The sequence below is a fragment of the Chromobacterium sp. ASV23 genome (genome assembly GCF_016428945.1).
GTDB classification, from domain to species: Bacteria; Pseudomonadota; Gammaproteobacteria; order Burkholderiales; family Chromobacteriaceae; genus Chromobacterium; species Chromobacterium sinusclupearum.
Map to the genome: position 1 here is coordinate 42957 of NZ_JAELTR010000015.1, position 17089 is coordinate 60045.

General features: G+C 62.6%; 17 protein-coding genes and 2 tRNA genes. 16 read left to right on the forward strand and 3 right to left on the reverse strand.

Annotated elements, in window-relative coordinates; all coding sequences use genetic code 11:
- Positions 1-34 precede the first annotated feature (34 nt).
- The 3 genes from JHD59_RS08735 to JHD59_RS08745 all read right to left on the reverse strand — a co-directional run bounded on the left by JHD59_RS08735 (position 35) and on the right by JHD59_RS08745 (position 1456).
- Positions 35-111, reverse strand: a tRNA-Met gene (locus tag JHD59_RS08735).
- A gap of 33 nt (positions 112-144) precedes the next feature.
- Positions 145-221 (reverse strand) — tRNA-Met (locus JHD59_RS08740).
- 77 nt (positions 222-298) lie between these two features.
- A complete protein-coding gene (locus JHD59_RS08745; RefSeq protein WP_199153945.1) occupies positions 299-1456 on the reverse strand; it encodes a class I SAM-dependent methyltransferase in 1158 nt (385 codons plus the stop codon).
- An 81-nt stretch (positions 1457-1537) separates the two neighbouring features.
- Between JHD59_RS08745 and JHD59_RS08750 the strand changes: the two genes are divergently transcribed.
- From JHD59_RS08750 to JHD59_RS08825, 16 genes are all read left to right on the forward strand, one after another.
- A complete protein-coding gene (locus tag JHD59_RS08750) occupies positions 1538-2296 on the forward strand; it encodes a pteridine reductase (RefSeq protein WP_199153946.1) in 759 nt (252 codons plus the stop codon).
- Positions 2297-2373: 77 nt separating this feature from the next.
- Positions 2374-3339, forward strand: a complete 966-nt coding sequence (gene ttcA, locus JHD59_RS08755) for a tRNA 2-thiocytidine(32) synthetase TtcA (protein WP_199153947.1) — start codon at positions 2374-2376, stop codon at positions 3337-3339.
- Positions 3329-4129, forward strand: coding sequence for a polyamine aminopropyltransferase (locus JHD59_RS08760; RefSeq protein WP_103317590.1), 801 nt, complete (start codon positions 3329-3331; stop codon positions 4127-4129). Before ttcA ends, JHD59_RS08760 begins: the two co-directional genes overlap by 11 nt.
- Positions 4130-4353: 224 nt before the next feature.
- Positions 4354-5658 (forward strand): nucleotide sugar dehydrogenase, encoded by a 1305-nt coding sequence (locus JHD59_RS08765; RefSeq protein ID WP_199153967.1) that lies wholly within the window; start codon positions 4354-4356, stop codon positions 5656-5658.
- Between the two features lie 105 nt (positions 5659-5763).
- Complete coding sequence (locus JHD59_RS08770; protein WP_103317592.1) at positions 5764-6828, forward strand: Gfo/Idh/MocA family protein; 1065 nt, start codon at positions 5764-5766, stop codon at positions 6826-6828.
- 40 nt (positions 6829-6868) lie between these two features.
- A complete protein-coding gene (locus tag JHD59_RS08775; protein ID WP_199153948.1) occupies positions 6869-7231 on the forward strand; it encodes a GxxExxY protein in 363 nt (120 codons plus the stop codon).
- 50 nt (positions 7232-7281) lie between these two features.
- Positions 7282-7848, forward strand: coding sequence for an acyltransferase (locus JHD59_RS08780; protein WP_199153949.1), 567 nt, complete (start codon positions 7282-7284; stop codon positions 7846-7848).
- 128 nt (positions 7849-7976) lie between these two features.
- On the forward strand, positions 7977-9074 hold the full coding sequence (locus JHD59_RS08785; RefSeq protein ID WP_199153950.1) for a DegT/DnrJ/EryC1/StrS aminotransferase family protein: 1098 nt from the start codon (positions 7977-7979) through the stop codon (positions 9072-9074).
- 5 nt (positions 9075-9079) lie between these two features.
- Entirely contained in the window at positions 9080-10351 is a 1272-nt protein-coding gene (locus tag JHD59_RS08790) for a lipopolysaccharide biosynthesis protein (RefSeq protein WP_199153951.1), read from the forward strand.
- Complete coding sequence (locus JHD59_RS08795; protein ID WP_103317599.1) at positions 10348-10929, forward strand: acyltransferase; 582 nt, start codon at positions 10348-10350, stop codon at positions 10927-10929. The genes JHD59_RS08790 and JHD59_RS08795 overlap by 4 nt, the downstream gene beginning before the upstream one ends.
- Positions 10922-11992, forward strand: a complete 1071-nt coding sequence (locus tag JHD59_RS08800) for a glycosyltransferase family 4 protein (protein WP_199153952.1) — start codon at positions 10922-10924, stop codon at positions 11990-11992. The genes JHD59_RS08795 and JHD59_RS08800 overlap by 8 nt, the downstream gene beginning before the upstream one ends.
- 176 nt (positions 11993-12168) lie before the next feature.
- Positions 12169-13269, forward strand: a complete 1101-nt coding sequence (locus JHD59_RS08805; RefSeq protein WP_199153953.1) for a glycosyltransferase family 4 protein — start codon at positions 12169-12171, stop codon at positions 13267-13269.
- 107 nt (positions 13270-13376) lie between these two features.
- Positions 13377-14606: a glycosyltransferase family 4 protein gene (locus JHD59_RS08810; protein ID WP_199153954.1), complete on the forward strand. Its 1230-nt coding sequence runs from the start codon at positions 13377-13379 to the stop codon at positions 14604-14606.
- Positions 14607-14795: 189 nt separating this feature from the next.
- Entirely contained in the window at positions 14796-15959 is a 1164-nt protein-coding gene (locus JHD59_RS08815; RefSeq protein WP_199153955.1) for a DegT/DnrJ/EryC1/StrS aminotransferase family protein, read from the forward strand.
- Positions 15956-16624 carry a sugar transferase gene (locus JHD59_RS08820; protein WP_304491309.1) on the forward strand — a complete coding sequence of 223 codons (669 nt, stop codon included), beginning with the start codon at positions 15956-15958 and terminating at the stop codon, positions 16622-16624. The genes JHD59_RS08815 and JHD59_RS08820 overlap by 4 nt, the downstream gene beginning before the upstream one ends.
- Positions 16621-17088 (forward strand): GNAT family N-acetyltransferase, encoded by a 468-nt coding sequence (locus JHD59_RS08825; RefSeq protein ID WP_199153956.1) that lies wholly within the window; start codon positions 16621-16623, stop codon positions 17086-17088. Before JHD59_RS08820 ends, JHD59_RS08825 begins: the two co-directional genes overlap by 4 nt.
- Position 17089 lies beyond the last annotated feature (1 nt).

Consider the following 17089-nt stretch of genomic DNA (forward strand, 5'->3'; position numbering starts at 1 on the left):
TTGCAAGAAAAATCTTGCAACCCCTTGATGTTATTGGTGGCGAATCAGGGACTCGAACCCCGGACCTGCGGATTATGATTCCGTCGCTCTAACCGACTGAGCTAATTCGCCGTGAGAACCCGCTTGCGCGTTTTCTCCAAACTGTGGTGGCGAATCAGGGACTCGAACCCCGGACCTGCGGATTATGATTCCGTCGCTCTAACCGACTGAGCTAATTCGCCACGTTTTCGATGCGCTTGCACCGAGACGCGAACTATACGCAGCGACTAATGGGCTGTCAAGTCCGCTTCCAAAAAAATCACAGCGTGTAGCAGCGGTCGCCGCGGGTGAAGCCCAGCCAGTCTATCGATACGCCTTTGCCGAAGCCTATCGCCTTGAAGGTTTCGCCCATTTCCTGCGGCGACAGCAGCCGCTGCGCGGCCTTGGCCACCGGCAGATAGGTTTTGACGTCGTTGGCGTCCCATTGCTGCAGCAGCTCGGTCAGGCCGCAGTTGAGCAGGAACTGGGCCTGGCTGGTGTAGCCAATCAGGTCCAGACCCGCGTCTATGCCGCTCTGCGCGACGGCGGTGAAGTCGACGTGGCAGGTCAGGTCCATCAGGCCGGGCAGGTAGAACGGGTCCTGCACCGTGTGGTGGCGGTAGTGGCCCAAGAGCGTGCCCATGCTGCGTTCCGGGTGATAGTACTCGGACGCCGCATGGCCGTAGTCGATCATCACCATGGCGCCGCGCTTCAGCGCGCCGGCCACGGTGGCGATGAAGCCGCGGTTGGCCAGGCTGATTTCGGTTTCGTAGCGCGGGATGTCCGGCACCAGCTGCGCGGCCAGCTCAGCCAGGCGGGCGTCGGCGAAGTCGCGGTCTTCGTAGCAGAGGGCGCCGTCGCGTATCGTCACCCCGCGCTGGCGCAACTGGCGGTTTTCGTCGCGGAACACCATTTCGCAGGGCATGGCGTCCAGCAATTCGTTGCCGATGACGATGCCGTCGATGGCGTCCGGCAGCCGGCTGGCCCATTCGACGCGATCCGCCAAGCGCGGCAGCGCGGCGCGGATATTGTCTCGCTGGCGGTCTATCAAGTCCGGCGACAGGTCCAGGATGACGTATTTCTGCGGCAAACAGCCCAGCGTTTCCAGCTCGGCCAGCAGGTCTATCGCCAGCTTGCCGGTGCCGGCGCCGAATTCGTAGATCGCGCCGGCCGTTTGCGGCAGCAGTTCAGCCAGCTGGCGCGCGAGGCATTGGCCAAACAGCGGCGTCAGTTCCGGCGCGGTGATGAAGTCGCCGGCTTCGCCGAGCTTGCGGCTGCCGGCGGCGTAGTAACCCATGCCGGGCGCGTACAGCGCCAATTCCATATAATGCGAAAACGGTATCCAGCCGCCCGCTTGCGCTATCGCTTCGCGGATGCGGCCGCACAGGGCCTGGCTGACGGCCAGCGCCTCGGGGCTGGCGGCGGGTAGGGTGGTCATGGTTTTCGTCCTGCTACAATGTGGCGCGATTGTGGTGCAAAGCGCCGTCCCCGTGAAGGGGCAATTCGAAATGAGGAAGCAATGCTAACAGAGCAACAACAAGATGAGCGTGTGGTCCTGATTACCGGCGGCGCGCGGCGGGTGGGGGCGGGCATCGCCCGTTTGCTGCATGGCCGCGGCTTGCGGCTGGTGCTGCATTACCGCGGCTCTCGCGCCGCGGCCGAGGCGCTGGCGGCGGAGTTGAACGCCATCCGTCCGGATAGCGCGAAGCTGGTCCAGGCCGATTTGCTGGACACGACGGCGCTGCCGGCTTTGGCCGAGGCGGCGGTGGCGGCGTTTGGCCGCTTGGACGGGCTGGTGAACAACGCGTCCAGTTTTTTCCCGACCGAAGTGGGCCAGATCGACGAGGCGGCCTGGCACGACCTGATGGGCAGCAATCTGAAAGCGCCCTTGTTCCTGAGCCAGGCACTGGCGCCGGAACTGACGCGCCGCGGCGGCGCCATCGTCGGCATCGCCGACATCCACGTCGACCGGCCGATGGCGCGCCATGTGGTGTACAACCTGGCCAAGGCCGGCCATGCCCAGCTGATCCGCAGCCTGGCGATCGAGCTGGCGCCGGCGGTGCGTGTCAACGGCGTGGCGCCCGGCGTCAATCTGTGGCCGGAGGATGAGGCATCGTTCAGCCCGGAGGCGCGCGCCAGGATAGAAGCCACCATTCCGCTGCAACGCACCGGCGTGCCGGAAGACATCGCCCGCGCGGTGGCTTTCCTGCTGCTGGACGCTGGCTATGTCACCGGGCAGATCCTGGCGGTGGATGGCGGACGCAGCATCGTGCTGTAACGGTTTTTCGCCGCCATGGATTTTGGCGGCGGAAAACGGTAAAATCGCCTGTTTTTCAATTTCTTAGCCGCATCCCGATGTCCGAACAGAACGCCGTGCTCGACGACAAAGCCAAGAAGGCCGCGTTTGAAGGCAACAAGCTGGCCAAGCGCCTGCGTCACCATGTCGGTGACGCCATCAATGATTTCAATATGATCGAAGAAGGCGACCGGGTGATGGTCTGCCTGTCCGGCGGCAAGGACAGCTATACCTTGCTGGACATCCTGCTGGGCTTGCAGAAGTCCGCGCCTATCCACTTCTCCATCGTCGCGGTCAATCTGGACCAGAAGCAGCCGGGCTTCCCGGAGCATGTGCTGCCGCAGTATCTGGAGTCCATCGGCGTGGAGTACCGCATCGTCGAGGAAGACACCTACTCCATCGTCAAGCGGCTGGTGCCGGAAGGCAAGACCACCTGCAGCCTGTGCTCGCGCCTGCGCCGCGGCATCCTGTACCGCGTGGCCGACGAGTTGGGCGCCACCAAGATCGCGCTGGGCCACCATCGAGACGACATCCTGCATACGCTGTTCCTGAACATGTTCTACGGCGGCAAGATGAAGGCGATGCCGCCCAAGCTGGTGTCCGACGACGGCCGCCACATGGTGATCCGCCCGCTGGCCTATTGCCGCGAAAAGGACATCATCCGCTACGCCGATTGGAAAGCGTTCCCCATCATTCCGTGCAATCTGTGCGGCTCGCAGCCCAATCTGCAGCGCCAGGTGGTGAAGGAAATGGTCAATGACTGGGACAAGCGTTTCCCCGGCCGCGTGGAGAGCATGTTCCGCGCGCTGCAAAACGTTGTCCCGTCGCATCTGGCCGACCCGGAGCTGTTCGACTTTGTCGGTTTGAAGACCGGCGACGCGCCGTTCGCCGATGGCGACACCGCCTTCGACAAGGAAGAGTTCCGCGATCCGGCGCCGGATGCGGATGACGTTGATGAGGCACCGAAGAAGCGCACCATCAGCATTCTGGACTCCCGTCCCAAGGAAGACAGCTGTGGCGCGTAGGGCTTTGCATCCGTTCCGCCGCCGCGTGCGCGCCGCGGTGGAGGAAATGCCGGAAGTGGAAATCTCGGAAGAGGGCAATATCCGCTCGCTGCACCTGGGTTCGGAAACCATCCAGAGTTCGATGGACCTGGACGATCCGGCCGATCTGGTGCTCAGCTACAGCCGGGCGATGATGGGTTTCCTGCTGTGGAACGACAACCCGCAGCACATCCTGCAGATCGGCCTGGGCGGCGGCTCGTTCGCCCGCTTCATCGACGAATATCTGCCGGACGCGGTCAGCGTGGCGGTGGACATCAATCCGCAGGTGATCGCGGTGGCGCGCGCGTTTTTCCAGCTGCCGGAGGAGGGCGATTTCTTCGAGATCGTCGAGGCCGACGGCGCGGACTACGTGAAGATCTTCCGCGGCTCCACCGACGCCATCCTGGTGGACGGCTTCGACGGACTGCAGATCGTCGATGCGCTGACCACGGAGGACTTTTTCGAGGACTGCAAGCGTGCGCTGAGCCCGAAGGGCGTATTCGTCACCAATTGGTGGAGCGGCGACAAGCGCTACCACAGCTTCATCGAGCGTCTGTTGAACGTTTTTGAAGGTCGGGTGATCGAATTGCCTGCGGCCACTCACGGCAACGTCGCGGTCATGGCTTTCCGCCAGAGTCCGACGCTGACGCAGTGGGAGGCGCTGAAGAAACGCGCTGACGAGCTGGAAGGACGCTTTGGCTTGGAGTTTGGCGAATTCGTCAACCGGCTGAAGCAAACCAACCAGCAGACCGCCGGCCACCTGCTGATCTGAGCCAGGACAAATCCGCCGCAAAATCGGCGGATCGGTTACGTTTGCTTACCCAAAAGCCGGCGCGGCGCGGCGTATAATGCCAAGCTGCATGCGCGTTGCGCGCCGGTTTCGGGCTGCGGGCCCGGGTCAGACGTGGCGGGACAATACAGTCAGTACCGAATGACCGGGCGGTGGACGGGCGTCCGCCGCTCAAGCTTTTACATCCTGTTGGGACATTCATCGTGATCAAGCAGCAACTGCTCAATCGTATCGCGGACAAATCCGCTGTGATCGGCATCGTGGGGCTGGGCTATGTCGGCCTGCCGCTGATGCTGCGTTTCGCCGAAGTCGGCTACAAGGTGCTGGGCTTCGACATCGACCAGAGCAAGGTCGATGCCTTGATGGCCGGCAAGAGCTATATCGAGCACATCTCCGCCGACAGCATCGCCACCGCCCTGACCCGCGGTTTCGAAGCCACTACCGACTTTTCCCGCGCCGGCGAAGCCGACACCCTGATCCTGTGCGTGCCGACCCCGCTGAACAAATACCGCGAGCCGGACCTGTCCTTTGTGCTGAATACCATCGACAGCCTGGTGCCCTTCCTGCGCGAAGGGCATCTGGTCTCGCTGGAGTCCACCACCTATCCGGGCACCACCGACGAAGAACTGCTGCCGCGCATCGAGTCGCGCGGCCTGAAGGTCGGCGAAAACGCCTTCCTGGTGTTCTCGCCGGAGCGCGAAGATCCGGGCAATCCGGACTTCACCACCCGCACCATTCCCAAGGTATGCGGCGGCGTGACCGAAGCCTGCCAGGAAATCGGCGTGGCGCTATACGGCGCGGTGATCGACAAAGTGGTGCCGGTGTCGTCCACCCGCGCCGCGGAAATGACCAAGCTCTTGGAGAACATCCACCGCGCGGTCAACATCGGCCTGGTCAACGAGATGAAGATCGTCGCCGACAAGATGGGCATCGACATCCACGAAGTGATCCGCGCCGCGGCCACCAAACCGTTCGGCTTCGTGCCCTACTATCCGGGCCCGGGCCTGGGCGGCCACTGCATCCCGATCGACCCGTTCTACCTGACCTGGAAGGCGCGCGAATACGGCGTCAATACCCGCTTCATCGAGCTGGCCGGCGAAGTGAACTCCAATATGCCGGACTATGTGGTGTCCAAGGTGGCGGCCGCGCTGAACCTGCGCAAGAAGGCCATCAACGGCAGCAAGGTGCTGGTGCTGGGCATCGCCTACAAGAAGAACGTCGACGACATGCGCGAAAGCCCGTCGGTGTTCCTGATGGAAAAACTGCGCGATCTGGGCGCGGAAGTGGCGTACAGCGATCCGCACGTGCCGGTGTTCCCGAAGATGCGCGAGCACCACTTCGAGCTGTCCAGCGTGCCGCTGACCGCCGAGTCCATCGCCAGCTATGACTGCGTGCTGCTGGCCACCGACCACGACAAGTTCGACTACGAGCTGCTGAAGGCCAAAGCCCAGCTGCTGGTGGACAGCCGCGGCAAGTACCTGCAGCCGGCCGACAATATCGTCAAGGCTTGATTTTTTTGCCACGAAACCCACGAAATCCACGAAAGCCAAACCCGGAAGCGGGGCGGTTTTCGTGTTTTGCAGTGGGTTTCGTGGCTCATAAAGGTATCGCGTAATATGCAAACCCTGCACCTTCCCCCGATCACCGACCGCAAGATCCGCTTCGCCCTGGTGGGCTGCGGCCGCATCGCCAACAACCATTTCGGCGCGCTGGAAAAGCACGCCGACCGCGCCGAGCTGGTGGATGTTTGCGATATCGATCCGGCCGCGCTGAAAGCCGCCGTCGAGCGCACCGGCGCCCGCGGCCATGCCAGCCTGACTGATATGCTGGCGCAAACCAACGCCGACATCGTCATCCTGACCACGCCGTCCGGCCTGCATCCGACGCAGAGCATCGAGTGTTCCGAGGCGGGCTTCCATGTGATGACCGAGAAGCCGATGGCCACCCGCTGGGAAGATGGCCTGGAAATGGTCAAGGCGGCGGACAAGGCAAAGAAATACCTGTTCGTGGTCAAGCAGAACCGCCGCAACGACACGCTGCAGCTATTGAAGCGCGCGATGACGGAAAAGCGCTTCGGCCGCATCTACATGGTCAACGTCAATGTGTTCTGGACCCGTCCGCAAGAGTATTACGACGCGGCCGGCTGGCGCGGCACCTGGGAGTTTGACGGCGGCGCCTTCATGAACCAGGCCAGCCACTATGTCGACCTGTTGGACTGGCTGATCGGCCCCGTTGAGAGCGTGCAGGCCTACACCGCCACCTTGGCGCGCAATATCGAGGTGGAAGACACCGGCACCGTCAGCGTCAAGTGGCGCTCCGGCGCGCTGGGCAGCATGAACGTCACCATGCTGACCTACCCGAAGAATCTGGAAGGCAGCATCACCATCCTGGGCGAAAAGGGTTCGGTGCGCGTCGGCGGCGTGGCCGTCAACGAAATCCAGCACTGGGAGTTCGCCGAGCCGCATGCCATGGACGACGAGATCAAGAATGCCAGCTATGCGACAACCAGCGTGTATGGCTTCGGCCACCCGCTGTACTACGACAACGTGATCAAGACCATGCGCGGCGAAGCCACGCCGGAAACCGACGGCCGCGAAGGCTTGAAGTCGCTGGAGCTGCTGATTGCGATGTACCTGTCCGCCCGCGACGGCCGCCGCGTCAGCTTGCCGCTGGATTACTGATTATAGTTTGGCCACGAAAACCACGAAAGAACACGAAAGCATGCTCGAACAGGAACTTTGTTATCGGATACAAGGTTGTGTGTTTGAGGTTTATCGTGAGTTGGGGCATGGATTTCTGGAAAAGGTATACGAGCGGGCCTTGTTCTCCGAGTTGAAAAAGCAAGGTTTGGCCGTCCAGGCGCAATGTCCTCTGACGATCTGCTACAAAGGCGAAGAGGTTGGCGAGTATTGTGCCGATCTGATTGTGGAGGACCGCGTTTTGTTGGAGTTGAAAGCGCAATCCAAAGTTGGCGATGCTCACCGGGCGCAGGTGCTTAATTACCTGAAGGCGACCGGAATCCGGGTTGGACTGCTGGTGAGTTTTGCATACCCGAAAGCGGAAATCATTCGTGTAGTTTTGTAGTTTCGTTCGTGTTTTTTGTGGTTTTCGTGGCCAATGAAGGGTTTTTAGAAATGAACTACACCATCCACCCCAGCGCCATCGTCGACGAAGGCGCGACCATAGGCGAAGGCACCCGTGTCTGGCACTGGGTCCATATCTGCACTGGCGCGCAGATCGGCAAGGGCTGCTCGTTTGGGCAGAACGTGTTCGTCGGCAACGATGTGCGTATCGGCGACAACGTCAAGGTGCAGAACAACGTCTCGATCTACGACGCGGTGACGCTGGAGGACGATGTGTTCTGCGGCCCGTCCATGGTGTTCACCAACGTCAACAATCCGCGCAGCCACGTCAACCGCAAGAACGAGTACCGCCGCACCGTGGTGAAAAAAGGCGCGTCGATTGGCGCCAACGCCACCATCGTCTGCGGCCATACCGTCGGCGAGTACGCCTTCATCGGTGCGGGCGCGGTGGTGACGCGGGATGTGCCGGCCTACGCGCTGATGGTGGGCGCGCCCGCCAAGCGCATCGGCTGGATGTGCGCCTGCGGCGAGCGGCTGTCCAACGATATCGGCACCCACCCGTGTCCGACTTGCGGCATTCATTACGAGGTCGGCGGCAATCATTGCACGCCGGTTTGATTTTTTAGCCACGAATCCCACGAAACGACACGAAAAATAGTAGATCGGACGCGCAGGTGCGCAATTTGGAAATTCCGCGCTTATTTTCGTGCTTTTAGTGGGTTTCGTGGCAAATGGAAGCTTGAAACATGTCCATCCAGTTCATTGATCTGAAAGCGCAATACCAGCATCTGAAAGCCGACATCGACGCCCGCATCCACACGGTGCTGGACCATGGCCAGTACATCATGGGGCCTGAAGTCAAAGAGCTGGAGGAGCAACTGGCCGCCTACTGCGGCGCCAAGCACGTCATTGGGGTATGCGACGGCACCAAGGCGCTGCTGATTGCGATGATGGCATTGGGCATCGGCGCCGGCGACGAGGTGATCACCACCCCGTTCACCTTCATCGCCACCGGCGAGATGATCGCGCTATTGGGCGCCAAGCCGGTATTCGTCGATATCGACCCGGTCAGCTACAACCTGGACCCGGTGCTGCTGGAAGCGGCGATCACGCCGGCTACCCGCGCAATCATGCCGGTCAGCCTGTATGGCCAGGCCGCGGACTTTGACGCCATCAACGCCATCGCCGCCAAGCATGGCATCCCGGTGATCGAGGACGGCGCGCAGAGCTTCGGCGCCAGCCAGCACGGCAAGAAGTCCGGCAATCTGTCCACCATAGGCTGCACCAGCTTCTTCCCCAGCAAGCCGCTGGGTTGCTATGGCGACGGCGGCGCGGTGTTCACCAGCGACGACGCGCTGGCCAAGAAGATTCGCGAAATCCGCGTGCATGGCCAGGATCGCCGCTACCATCATCCGGTGATCGGCCTGAATGGCCGCCTGGATACCATTCAGGCCGCCGTGCTGCTGGCCAAGCTGCCGAGCTTCCCGGATGAAGTGGCCGCCCGCGAGCGCATCGGCGCCCGTTATAGCGCGCTGCTGCAGGATGTGGCCCGCGTGCCGGTGATCCAGCCGGGCAATACCCACGTTTACGCCCAGTACACCATCGAGGTCGATCATCGCGACGATGTTCAGGCCAAGTTGAAGGAACTGGGCGTGCCGACCGCTGTGCACTACCCAATTCCGCTGCACCTGCAACCGGCCTTCGCCCACCTGGGCCTGGCTGAAGGCAGCTTCCCGCATGCAGAAGCCGCAGGCAAGCGCGTGATGAGTCTGCCGATGCACCCCTTCCTGACGGAAGAAGCGCAAGACGCCATTGTGGCCGCTGTCAAGAAGGCGCTGGGCTGAGGAGCATGCTGACCTTGTCGTCGCTGCGCGTGCCGAAAAGCGGCTTTGTCCGCCATGTCATCACCCTGGTCACCGGCGCCGCCGTGGCCCAGGTGGTGCCGCTATTGGTGTCGCCGCTGATCACGCGCCTGTACAACCCGCATGAAGTCGGCATCCAGACCGTATACGTGTCCTGGATGTCGACCTTGGCCGTGCTGGCCACCGCGCGCTATGAGATGGCCATCGTGCTGCCGGCCGACGACAAGCGGGCCAGCAATCTGATGGGCTTGTCCATCCTGTGCGCCGGCGCTTTGTCGCTGCTGATCGCGCTGGTGGTGCTGCTGGGCGGACATTCGCATATCGCCGCCCACCTGGGCGCGCCGGCGCTGCAGTCGTGGCTGGCCTTGTTGCCGCTGTCGGTGCTGCTGGCCGGGTTGATGCAGGCCTGGACCAACTGGAACAACCGCCATCGCCGCTACCAGGCCAATGCCAATGGCCGGATGGCGCAGTCGTTCGGCATGGCCGGCACCCAGGTGCTGGCCGGTTGGCTGGGCGCCGGCGCCGGCGGGCTGATTCTGGGCCAGTTGGCCGGCCAGCTGGGTTCGCTGCTGGCGCAGGCTTGGGCCGATCTCAAGGCCAAGTTCGCCTGGCACCGTGACGTCAACCGCCAGGACATGCGCAGCGCCGCGCTTGCCTATATCGAGTTTCCCAAGATCAACGCGCCGCATGCCCTGAGCACGGCGTTGTTGGATTCGGCCACGCTGGTGGTGTTGACGGTGCTGGCTGGCACCTCCGCCGTCGGCATGTATGGCCTGATGATGCGGGTGCTCAAGCTGCCGGCGGCCTTCATCGGCCAGGCAGTGGCGCAAGTGGCCTACAAGGAACTGGCGGAGGCGCGGAATCAAGGGCTGCCGCTGCGGCCCATTTTGCGCAAGATGATGCTGACCTTGTTCGGCATGGCGATGTTCCCCTTTCTGGTGATCCAGATTTTCGGCGAGCCTTTGTTCTCGCTGGTGTTCGGCGCCAACTGGAGCGAGGCCGGTCGTTACGCCGAGGCGATGTCGCTGTTCATCCTGTTCCATTTCGTCGCCTCGCCGCTGGGCATGGTGCCGCCGGTGATCAATCGGCAACGTTTCGCGTTTTTCCTGTCCCTGGTGCAGGCCGTGCTGTTCCTGGGGTCGCTATGGTTGGGCTTCCATATCTGGCAGGATGCGGTGGCGACTTTCCAGCTGGTCTCGGTGGTGATGGCCGGCTATTTCATTGCTTATTTCACCTGGCTTTATAAGGCGGCACGATGAATTGGCATGGATTATTCAGCCGCATCCGCTTCCGGCTGTCTGCCTGGATCAGGCCGCGGATGGTATACGGCTTCCGTCGCGGCGACGGCGCGTACCTGAAGCGTACCCGCGTCTCCAACATGACGCGGATCGAGCATATCGACAAGCTGATGGTCGAAGACAATGTCTATATCGGCCACTTCAACCTGATCGACTCATCCGGCGGCCTGTACATAGGCGAGGGCTGTCAGATCACCAACTATGTGTCCCTGCTGACGCACTCCAGCCATGTGGCGATCCGGCTGTACGGCCGCGAATACTTGGACCGCGGCAATCATGCGGGTTACCTGAAGAAGCCGACCAAGCTCGGCAAATACAGCTTCATCGGTCCGCATTCGGTGTTGATGCCGGGCGTCGTCTTGGGCAAGGGCAGCATCGTGTCGGCCTATAGCTTCGTGCAGGCGGGAGACTATCCCGATTTCGCCATCCTGGCCGGTAATCCGGCGCGGGTGGTCGGCGATACCCGCGATACCGACGCCGAATGGTTGGCGCAGCATCCAGACTTGCATCCGCTGTATGAGGCCTGGGCCAATGACTGATCGCATCGCCCGCCTGCTGGTGGTGGGTTCGGCCTCGATTCATACCTGGCGCTTCCTGTCCGGCATCGCGCCGCATGTGGACGAGTTGTATCTGGCCAGCAACGGCGAGGTGCCGGCGGATAAGCGGCCGGCCAATTTGAAAGCTGTGCTGCGCGTGGACTTCAGCCTGAAGGCCTGGTCTTCCGCCGGCCGGCTCAAGGCCTGGATCGCCGAGGTGAGACCCGACGTGGTCCACGTCCACCAGGCCAACAGCGTGGCCTGGCACGCGCGCCGCGCGCTGCGCGGCTCGAGCATCCCGATGCTGCTGACTGCCTGGGGGTCCGATGTGCTGCTGCTGCCGGACCAGAACCGGCTGATGCGGGCCATGGTGCGCGGCAATCTGCAAGCCGCGGCGGCCATCACTTCGGACTCGCTGTACATGGCGGCGAAAATCCGCGAACTGGCCGGCGATTGCCGGATATCGCTGCTCAATTACGGCATCGATGTCTTGCCGCCGGCGCCGATCATCGCGGCCAAACAGAAACAGGTACTGTCCTGCCGGCTGCACAAGCCGCTATACCGCATCGACGCCATCCTCCAGGGCTGGGCCGAGGTGGAAAGCAGCGGCCGCTTCGACGACTGGAATCTGGTCGTCGCCGCCAGCGGCAGCGAAACGGATGGCCTGAAACAACTGGCGGCGGCGCTGGGCCTCAAGCGCGTGGAATTCACGGGGTTTGTCGATAGCGCGACGCTGGGCAAGCTGTATGCCGAATCGCGCGTTTTCGTCAGCGTGCCGCGGTCCGACGCCACCAGCATCAGCCTGCTGGAAGCGATGGGGCATGGCTGCTTTCCGCTGCTGTCCAATCTGCCGGCCAATGGCGAATGGACGATAGACGGCCTCAACGGCGCCATCGCCGAGGATGTCGGCCGTCTGGGCCCCGAGCTGTGCCGCGCCATGGCCCGCGCCGAGGATGACGCGGCCTTGCAGGCTATCGCCGAGATGAATCGCGGCCTGGTGGCGGCCAAGGCGCTGCATCAGGCCAATATGGCCGGCTTTGCCGCGTTGTATCGAGAGTTAATTTAATTTTTTGCCACGAATGACACGAAAGGACACGAAACCATTAGCCAGCATCCAGAACCCGAATTGGCGCAGGTTCAATAAAATGCTTGGCACGCGTTCGAGTGGTTCCTGGGTTTCGTGGCTCAAAGGGTTTGGTCTGTTTGGGGTGGCCAAGCAACAAATAAAGGTTTGAAACTGTAATGAAAATCGCCCACCTGACCTCCGCCCACCCGCGTCACGACATCCGCATCTTCGTTAAAGAATGCAGCTCGCTGGCGGCGGCCGGCCATGAGGTGACGCTGATCGTCGCCGATGGCCTGGGCGAGGAAATCCGCAACGGCGTGCGCATCCACGACGTCGGCCCCAAGACGGGCGGCCGTTTCGCTCGCATGACCGGCACCGTCAAGCGCGTCTACCAGGCCGCGCTGAAGCTGCGGCCTGACGTGGTGCATTTCCACGATCCCGAGCTGATTCCCGCCGGCGTGCGGCTGAAACAGGCCGGCATCAAGGTGGTGTATGACGTGCATGAGGATGTGCCGCGGCAGATCCTGGCCAAGCACTGGATACCCGGCGCGGTGCGCCCGCTGGTGTCCGGCGGCTTCGAGACGCTGGAAGACTGGGCGGCGCGCCGCTTCGACGCCATCGTCACTTCCACCCCGCACATCCGCAAACGCTTCGAGAAACTGGGTGCCAACGCGCTCGATGTCTGCAACTTCCCGATTCTGGAAGAGCTGGTGCGCGACACGCCGTGGGAAAGCCGCCGCAACGAGGTGTGCTATATCGGCGGCATCAGCCGCATCCGCGGCATCGAGCCGATTGTCGCCGCCTTGCCTGACACCTCCACCCGGCTCAATCTGGCCGGCCCATGGAGCGAGAGCGATCTGAAGGCCAAGCTAACGGCCCAGCCAGGCTGGGCGCGCGTCAACGATCTGGGGTTGTTGGATCGTAAGGACGTGATCGAGGTATTGGCCAAGAGCAAAATCGGCCTGGTGACTTTGTTCCCCACGCCCAATTACGTGGATGCGCTACCGATCAAGTTATTCGAATACATGGCCGCCGGCATGCCGGTGATCGCCAGCGACTTCCCGGTTTGGCGCGAGATCGTCGACGACGCCGGCTGCGGCGTGCTGGTAGACCCGCAGGATGCCGTCGCCATCGCTTCGGCCATCAATGAATTGCTGGGCGATGAAGACCGCATGCGCCAGCTGGGCGAATCCGGCAAGCGGGCGGTGCTGAGCAAATACAGCTGGGCGGCGGAAGCCGACAAGCTGGTGGCGCTGTATGCGTCCTTATCATCCTGATTTTTAGCCACAAAACCCACGAAAGAACACGAAACAAGGAAGTCATTTTCAAACGAGCTTGCGAATGTATTTCGTGTCTTTCGTGGGTTTCGTGGCGATATCGAATAATGAAAATACTCTACATCAACCACTACGCCGGCAGCCCGCGCCACGGCATGGAATTCCGCCCCTACTATCTGGCGCGGGAATGGGTGAAGGCCGGGTACGAAGTGAACATGCTGGCGGCCGATGTGTCCCACCTGCGGCAGACCCACCCGCAAGTGCCGGGAAAATATCTGGACGAAGACATCGATGGCATCCGCTACACCTGGTGCAAGACACGTCCTTACGAGGGCAACGGCGTGGGCCGGGTGCTGAACATTTTCAGCTTCCTCGGCAAGGTGATGGGCCTGTCTGGCCGCTATCTGAAGCAATGGAAGCCGGACGTGGTGATCGCCTCGTCCACCTATCCGCTGGACACCATCCCGGCGGCGTGGATTGCCGGCAAGACCGGCGCGCGGCTGGTGTACGAGGTGCATGACTTGTGGCCGCTGACGCCGGTGGAAGTGGGCGGCATGTCGCCGAAGCACCCCTTCATCCGCCTGCTGCAATGGGCCGAGGACTTCGGCTACAAGCGCGCGGACACCGTAGTGTCCATGCTGCCCTGCGCCAAGGACTACATGATGGCGCACGGCATGGCGCTGGAAAAATACGCGGTGATTCCCAACGGCGTGGATGTGACGGAGTGGCAGGGCGAGGCGCAAGCCTTGCCGGCCGAACACCGCATGCGGCTGGCTGAACTGAAAGCCCATGGCCGTTTCGTCGTCGGCTACGCCGGCGGCCACGGCCTGGCCAATGCGCTGGATTATCTGCTGGAAGCGGCGGCGCGGATGCAGGACGCGCCGGTGACCTTTGTGCTGGTCGGCGACGGCCCGGACAAGCCAGCCCTGGTGGCACGAGCCGCCGAGCTGAAGCTGAACAATGTGCTGTTCCTGCCGTCCATCGGCAAGCGCAGCGTGCCGGCCTTCCTGGCCGAGTGCGACGCGCTGTACATAGGCTGGCGCAAGCTGCCTATCTACCGCTTCGGCATCAACCCGAACAAGCTGTTCGACTACATGATGGCGGGCAAGCCGGTGATCCACTCGGTGGAAGCCGGCAATGACATGGTGCGCGATGCCGGCGCCGGCATCAGCATCGGCGTGGAAGATCCGGCCGTGATCGCAGACGCGGTCAAGCGCATGGCGGTGCTGCCGCTGGCCGAGCGCGAGGCGATGGGCGCGGCGGGCAAGGCCTATGTGCTGGCCAACCACGATTACGCGGTGCTGGCGCGCCGCTTTCTGGCGGCGGTGAAGCTGTGATTTTGGCGTAGGGCGGAAGCCCGCATAGCGGGCGTTCCGCCTCTGCCGTTGCAAGAGATAAATGGTAATGGCGGAACACCCCTTTGGGGCTTCCGCCCTACGCAAGATTTTGCAGGCCGCGCGCGAGGCGCGCGGCGATGGACATGGACGGCGGCCATGCTAGGCCGCGCTAAGACGAAAGACTGAGAAATGAGCGAACAGAAATTTTTGCCGTTTGCCTTGCCGGACATCGGCGAGGAAGAGATCAACGAAGTCGTCGACGCGCTGCGTTCCGGTTGGGTGACGACTGGGCCCAAGACCAAGCAGTTCGAAGCCGATTTCGCCGCCTTCCTGGGCGACGGCGTCGAGGCCATCGCGGTGAATTCCGCCACCGCCGGCTTGCATTTGGCGCTGGAGGCGATCGGCATCAAGGAAGGCGACGAGGTGATCGTGCCGTCCTACACCTTCACCGCCACCGCCGAAGTGGTGCGCTACCTGGGCGCGCACCCGGTGTGCGTGGACGTGGACGCCGCAACTTTCAATATCCGTCCGGATGCGATCCGCGCCGCGATCACGCCCAAGACTAAGGCCATCATGCCGGTGCACTTCGCCGGCCTGGCCTGCGACATGGACGAAATCATCGCCATCGCCCGAGAGCATGGCTTGAAAGTGGTGGAAGACGCCGCCCACGCCATGCCCACTTACTACAAGGGCAAGCTGGTGGGCACGCTGGATTCCGACGTCACCGTGTTCAGTTTCTACGCCAACAAGACCATGACCACCGGCGAAGGCGGCATGGTGGTGTCCAAGCACAAGGACATCATCGCCCGCTGCAAGGTGATGCGCCTGCACGGCATCAGCCGCGACGCCTTCGACCGCTACGTGTCCAAGACGCCGGCCTGGTTCTACGAAGTGGTCGCGCCGGGCTACAAGTACAATATGCCGGACACCGCCGCAGCGATGGGCATCCATCAGCTGAAGAAAATCCGCGGCTTCTACGAAAAGCGCGAAGTCATGGCCCAGCGCTTCGACCGCGAGCTGGCTGGCCTGCCGCTGATACTGCCGGCGCGCGCTAAGGACGAGGGCAGCAACCACGCCTGGCACCTGTACCCGGTGCGCCTCAAGCCGGAGGCCGGCATTTCGCGCGATGACTTCATCGCCAGGATGGCGGAGAAGGGCATCGGCTGCTCGGTGCACTTCATTCCGCTGCACCGCCAGCCGGTATGGCGCGACGGCTACCAGCTGACGCGCGAGCAGTTCCCGGTGGCCGACGCGGCGTTCGAGGCCGAAGTGACGCTGCCGCTGTACACCAAGATGACGGACGATGACCAAACCCGCGTCATCGCCGCCGTGCGCGAGATTCTGGGCGCATGAGCCAGCGGTTGGAAAAAGAGGGCGGCGAGCTGTTGCCGCCTTGCTGTCGGCCGCGCCGCCACGGCTCGCGGCTGATCAAGCGGCTGTTCGACATTGCGGCGTCCAGCCTGGGCTTGGCGGTGCTGGCGCTGCCGCTGCTGGCTGTCGCCTTGTGGGTGAAGCTGGATTCGCCGGGGCCGGTGTTCTTCCGCCAGGTGCGGGTGGGGCGCGGCGGCACGCTGTTCCGCATCCACAAATTCCGCACCATGCAGGTGGATACCGAGAGGCAGGGCCAACTGACCGTGGGCGCGGACAGCCGCGTCACCGGCGCCGGCCGCATCCTGCGCAAGACCAAGCTGGACGAGCTGCCGCAATTGATCGACGTGCTGTTCGGCGACATGAGCCTGGTCGGCCCGCGTCCGGAGGTGCCCAAATACGTGGCGCACTATCCGGAGGAGGCGCGCGACATCGTGCTGTCGGTGCGCCCGGGCATCACCGATTGGGCGTCGATCCGCATGATCGATGAAAACGAAATCCTGGGCCGCGCCGACGATCCGGAACGCGCCTATATCGAACAGGTGTTGCCGGAGAAGCTCAGCTATTACGTGCGCTACGCCGAAACGCACAGCTTGTTCGAGGATATCCGCATCATCGTCGCCACCCTGATGAAGATTGTGACTCGATGACGCTGTCTATCCGCGAGGGCCGGCTTGCCGACGCGGATGCGCTGGCCGCCATCTATTTGGCCTGTCGCCGGGAAATGCCTTATGCGCCGCTGGCGCACGATGAGGCGTCGGTGCGCAGCTGGTTTGCCGATGCGTTGTTGCAAACCAGCCAGGTCTGGCTGGCTGAGCGTGATGGCCAGATCGCAGGCTTTGCCGCCTGCTCCATGCAAGATGGCATGCGCTGGCTGGACCAGCTGTATGTCGCGCCTGGCCATCAGGGAAACGGCATAGGCCGCGCCCTGCTGGAGCAGGTATTGTCGCAGTCGAAACAGGCCTGCCGCTTGTTCGTGTTTCAGGCCAATGCCGGGGCGCGTCGTTTTTATGAGGCGCATGGTTTTACACTGTTGCGCCTGAGCGATGGCCAAGATAACGAGGAGCGTTGTCCGGATGTGCTGTACCAATGGTTGCCGGATACGAAAGAATGAC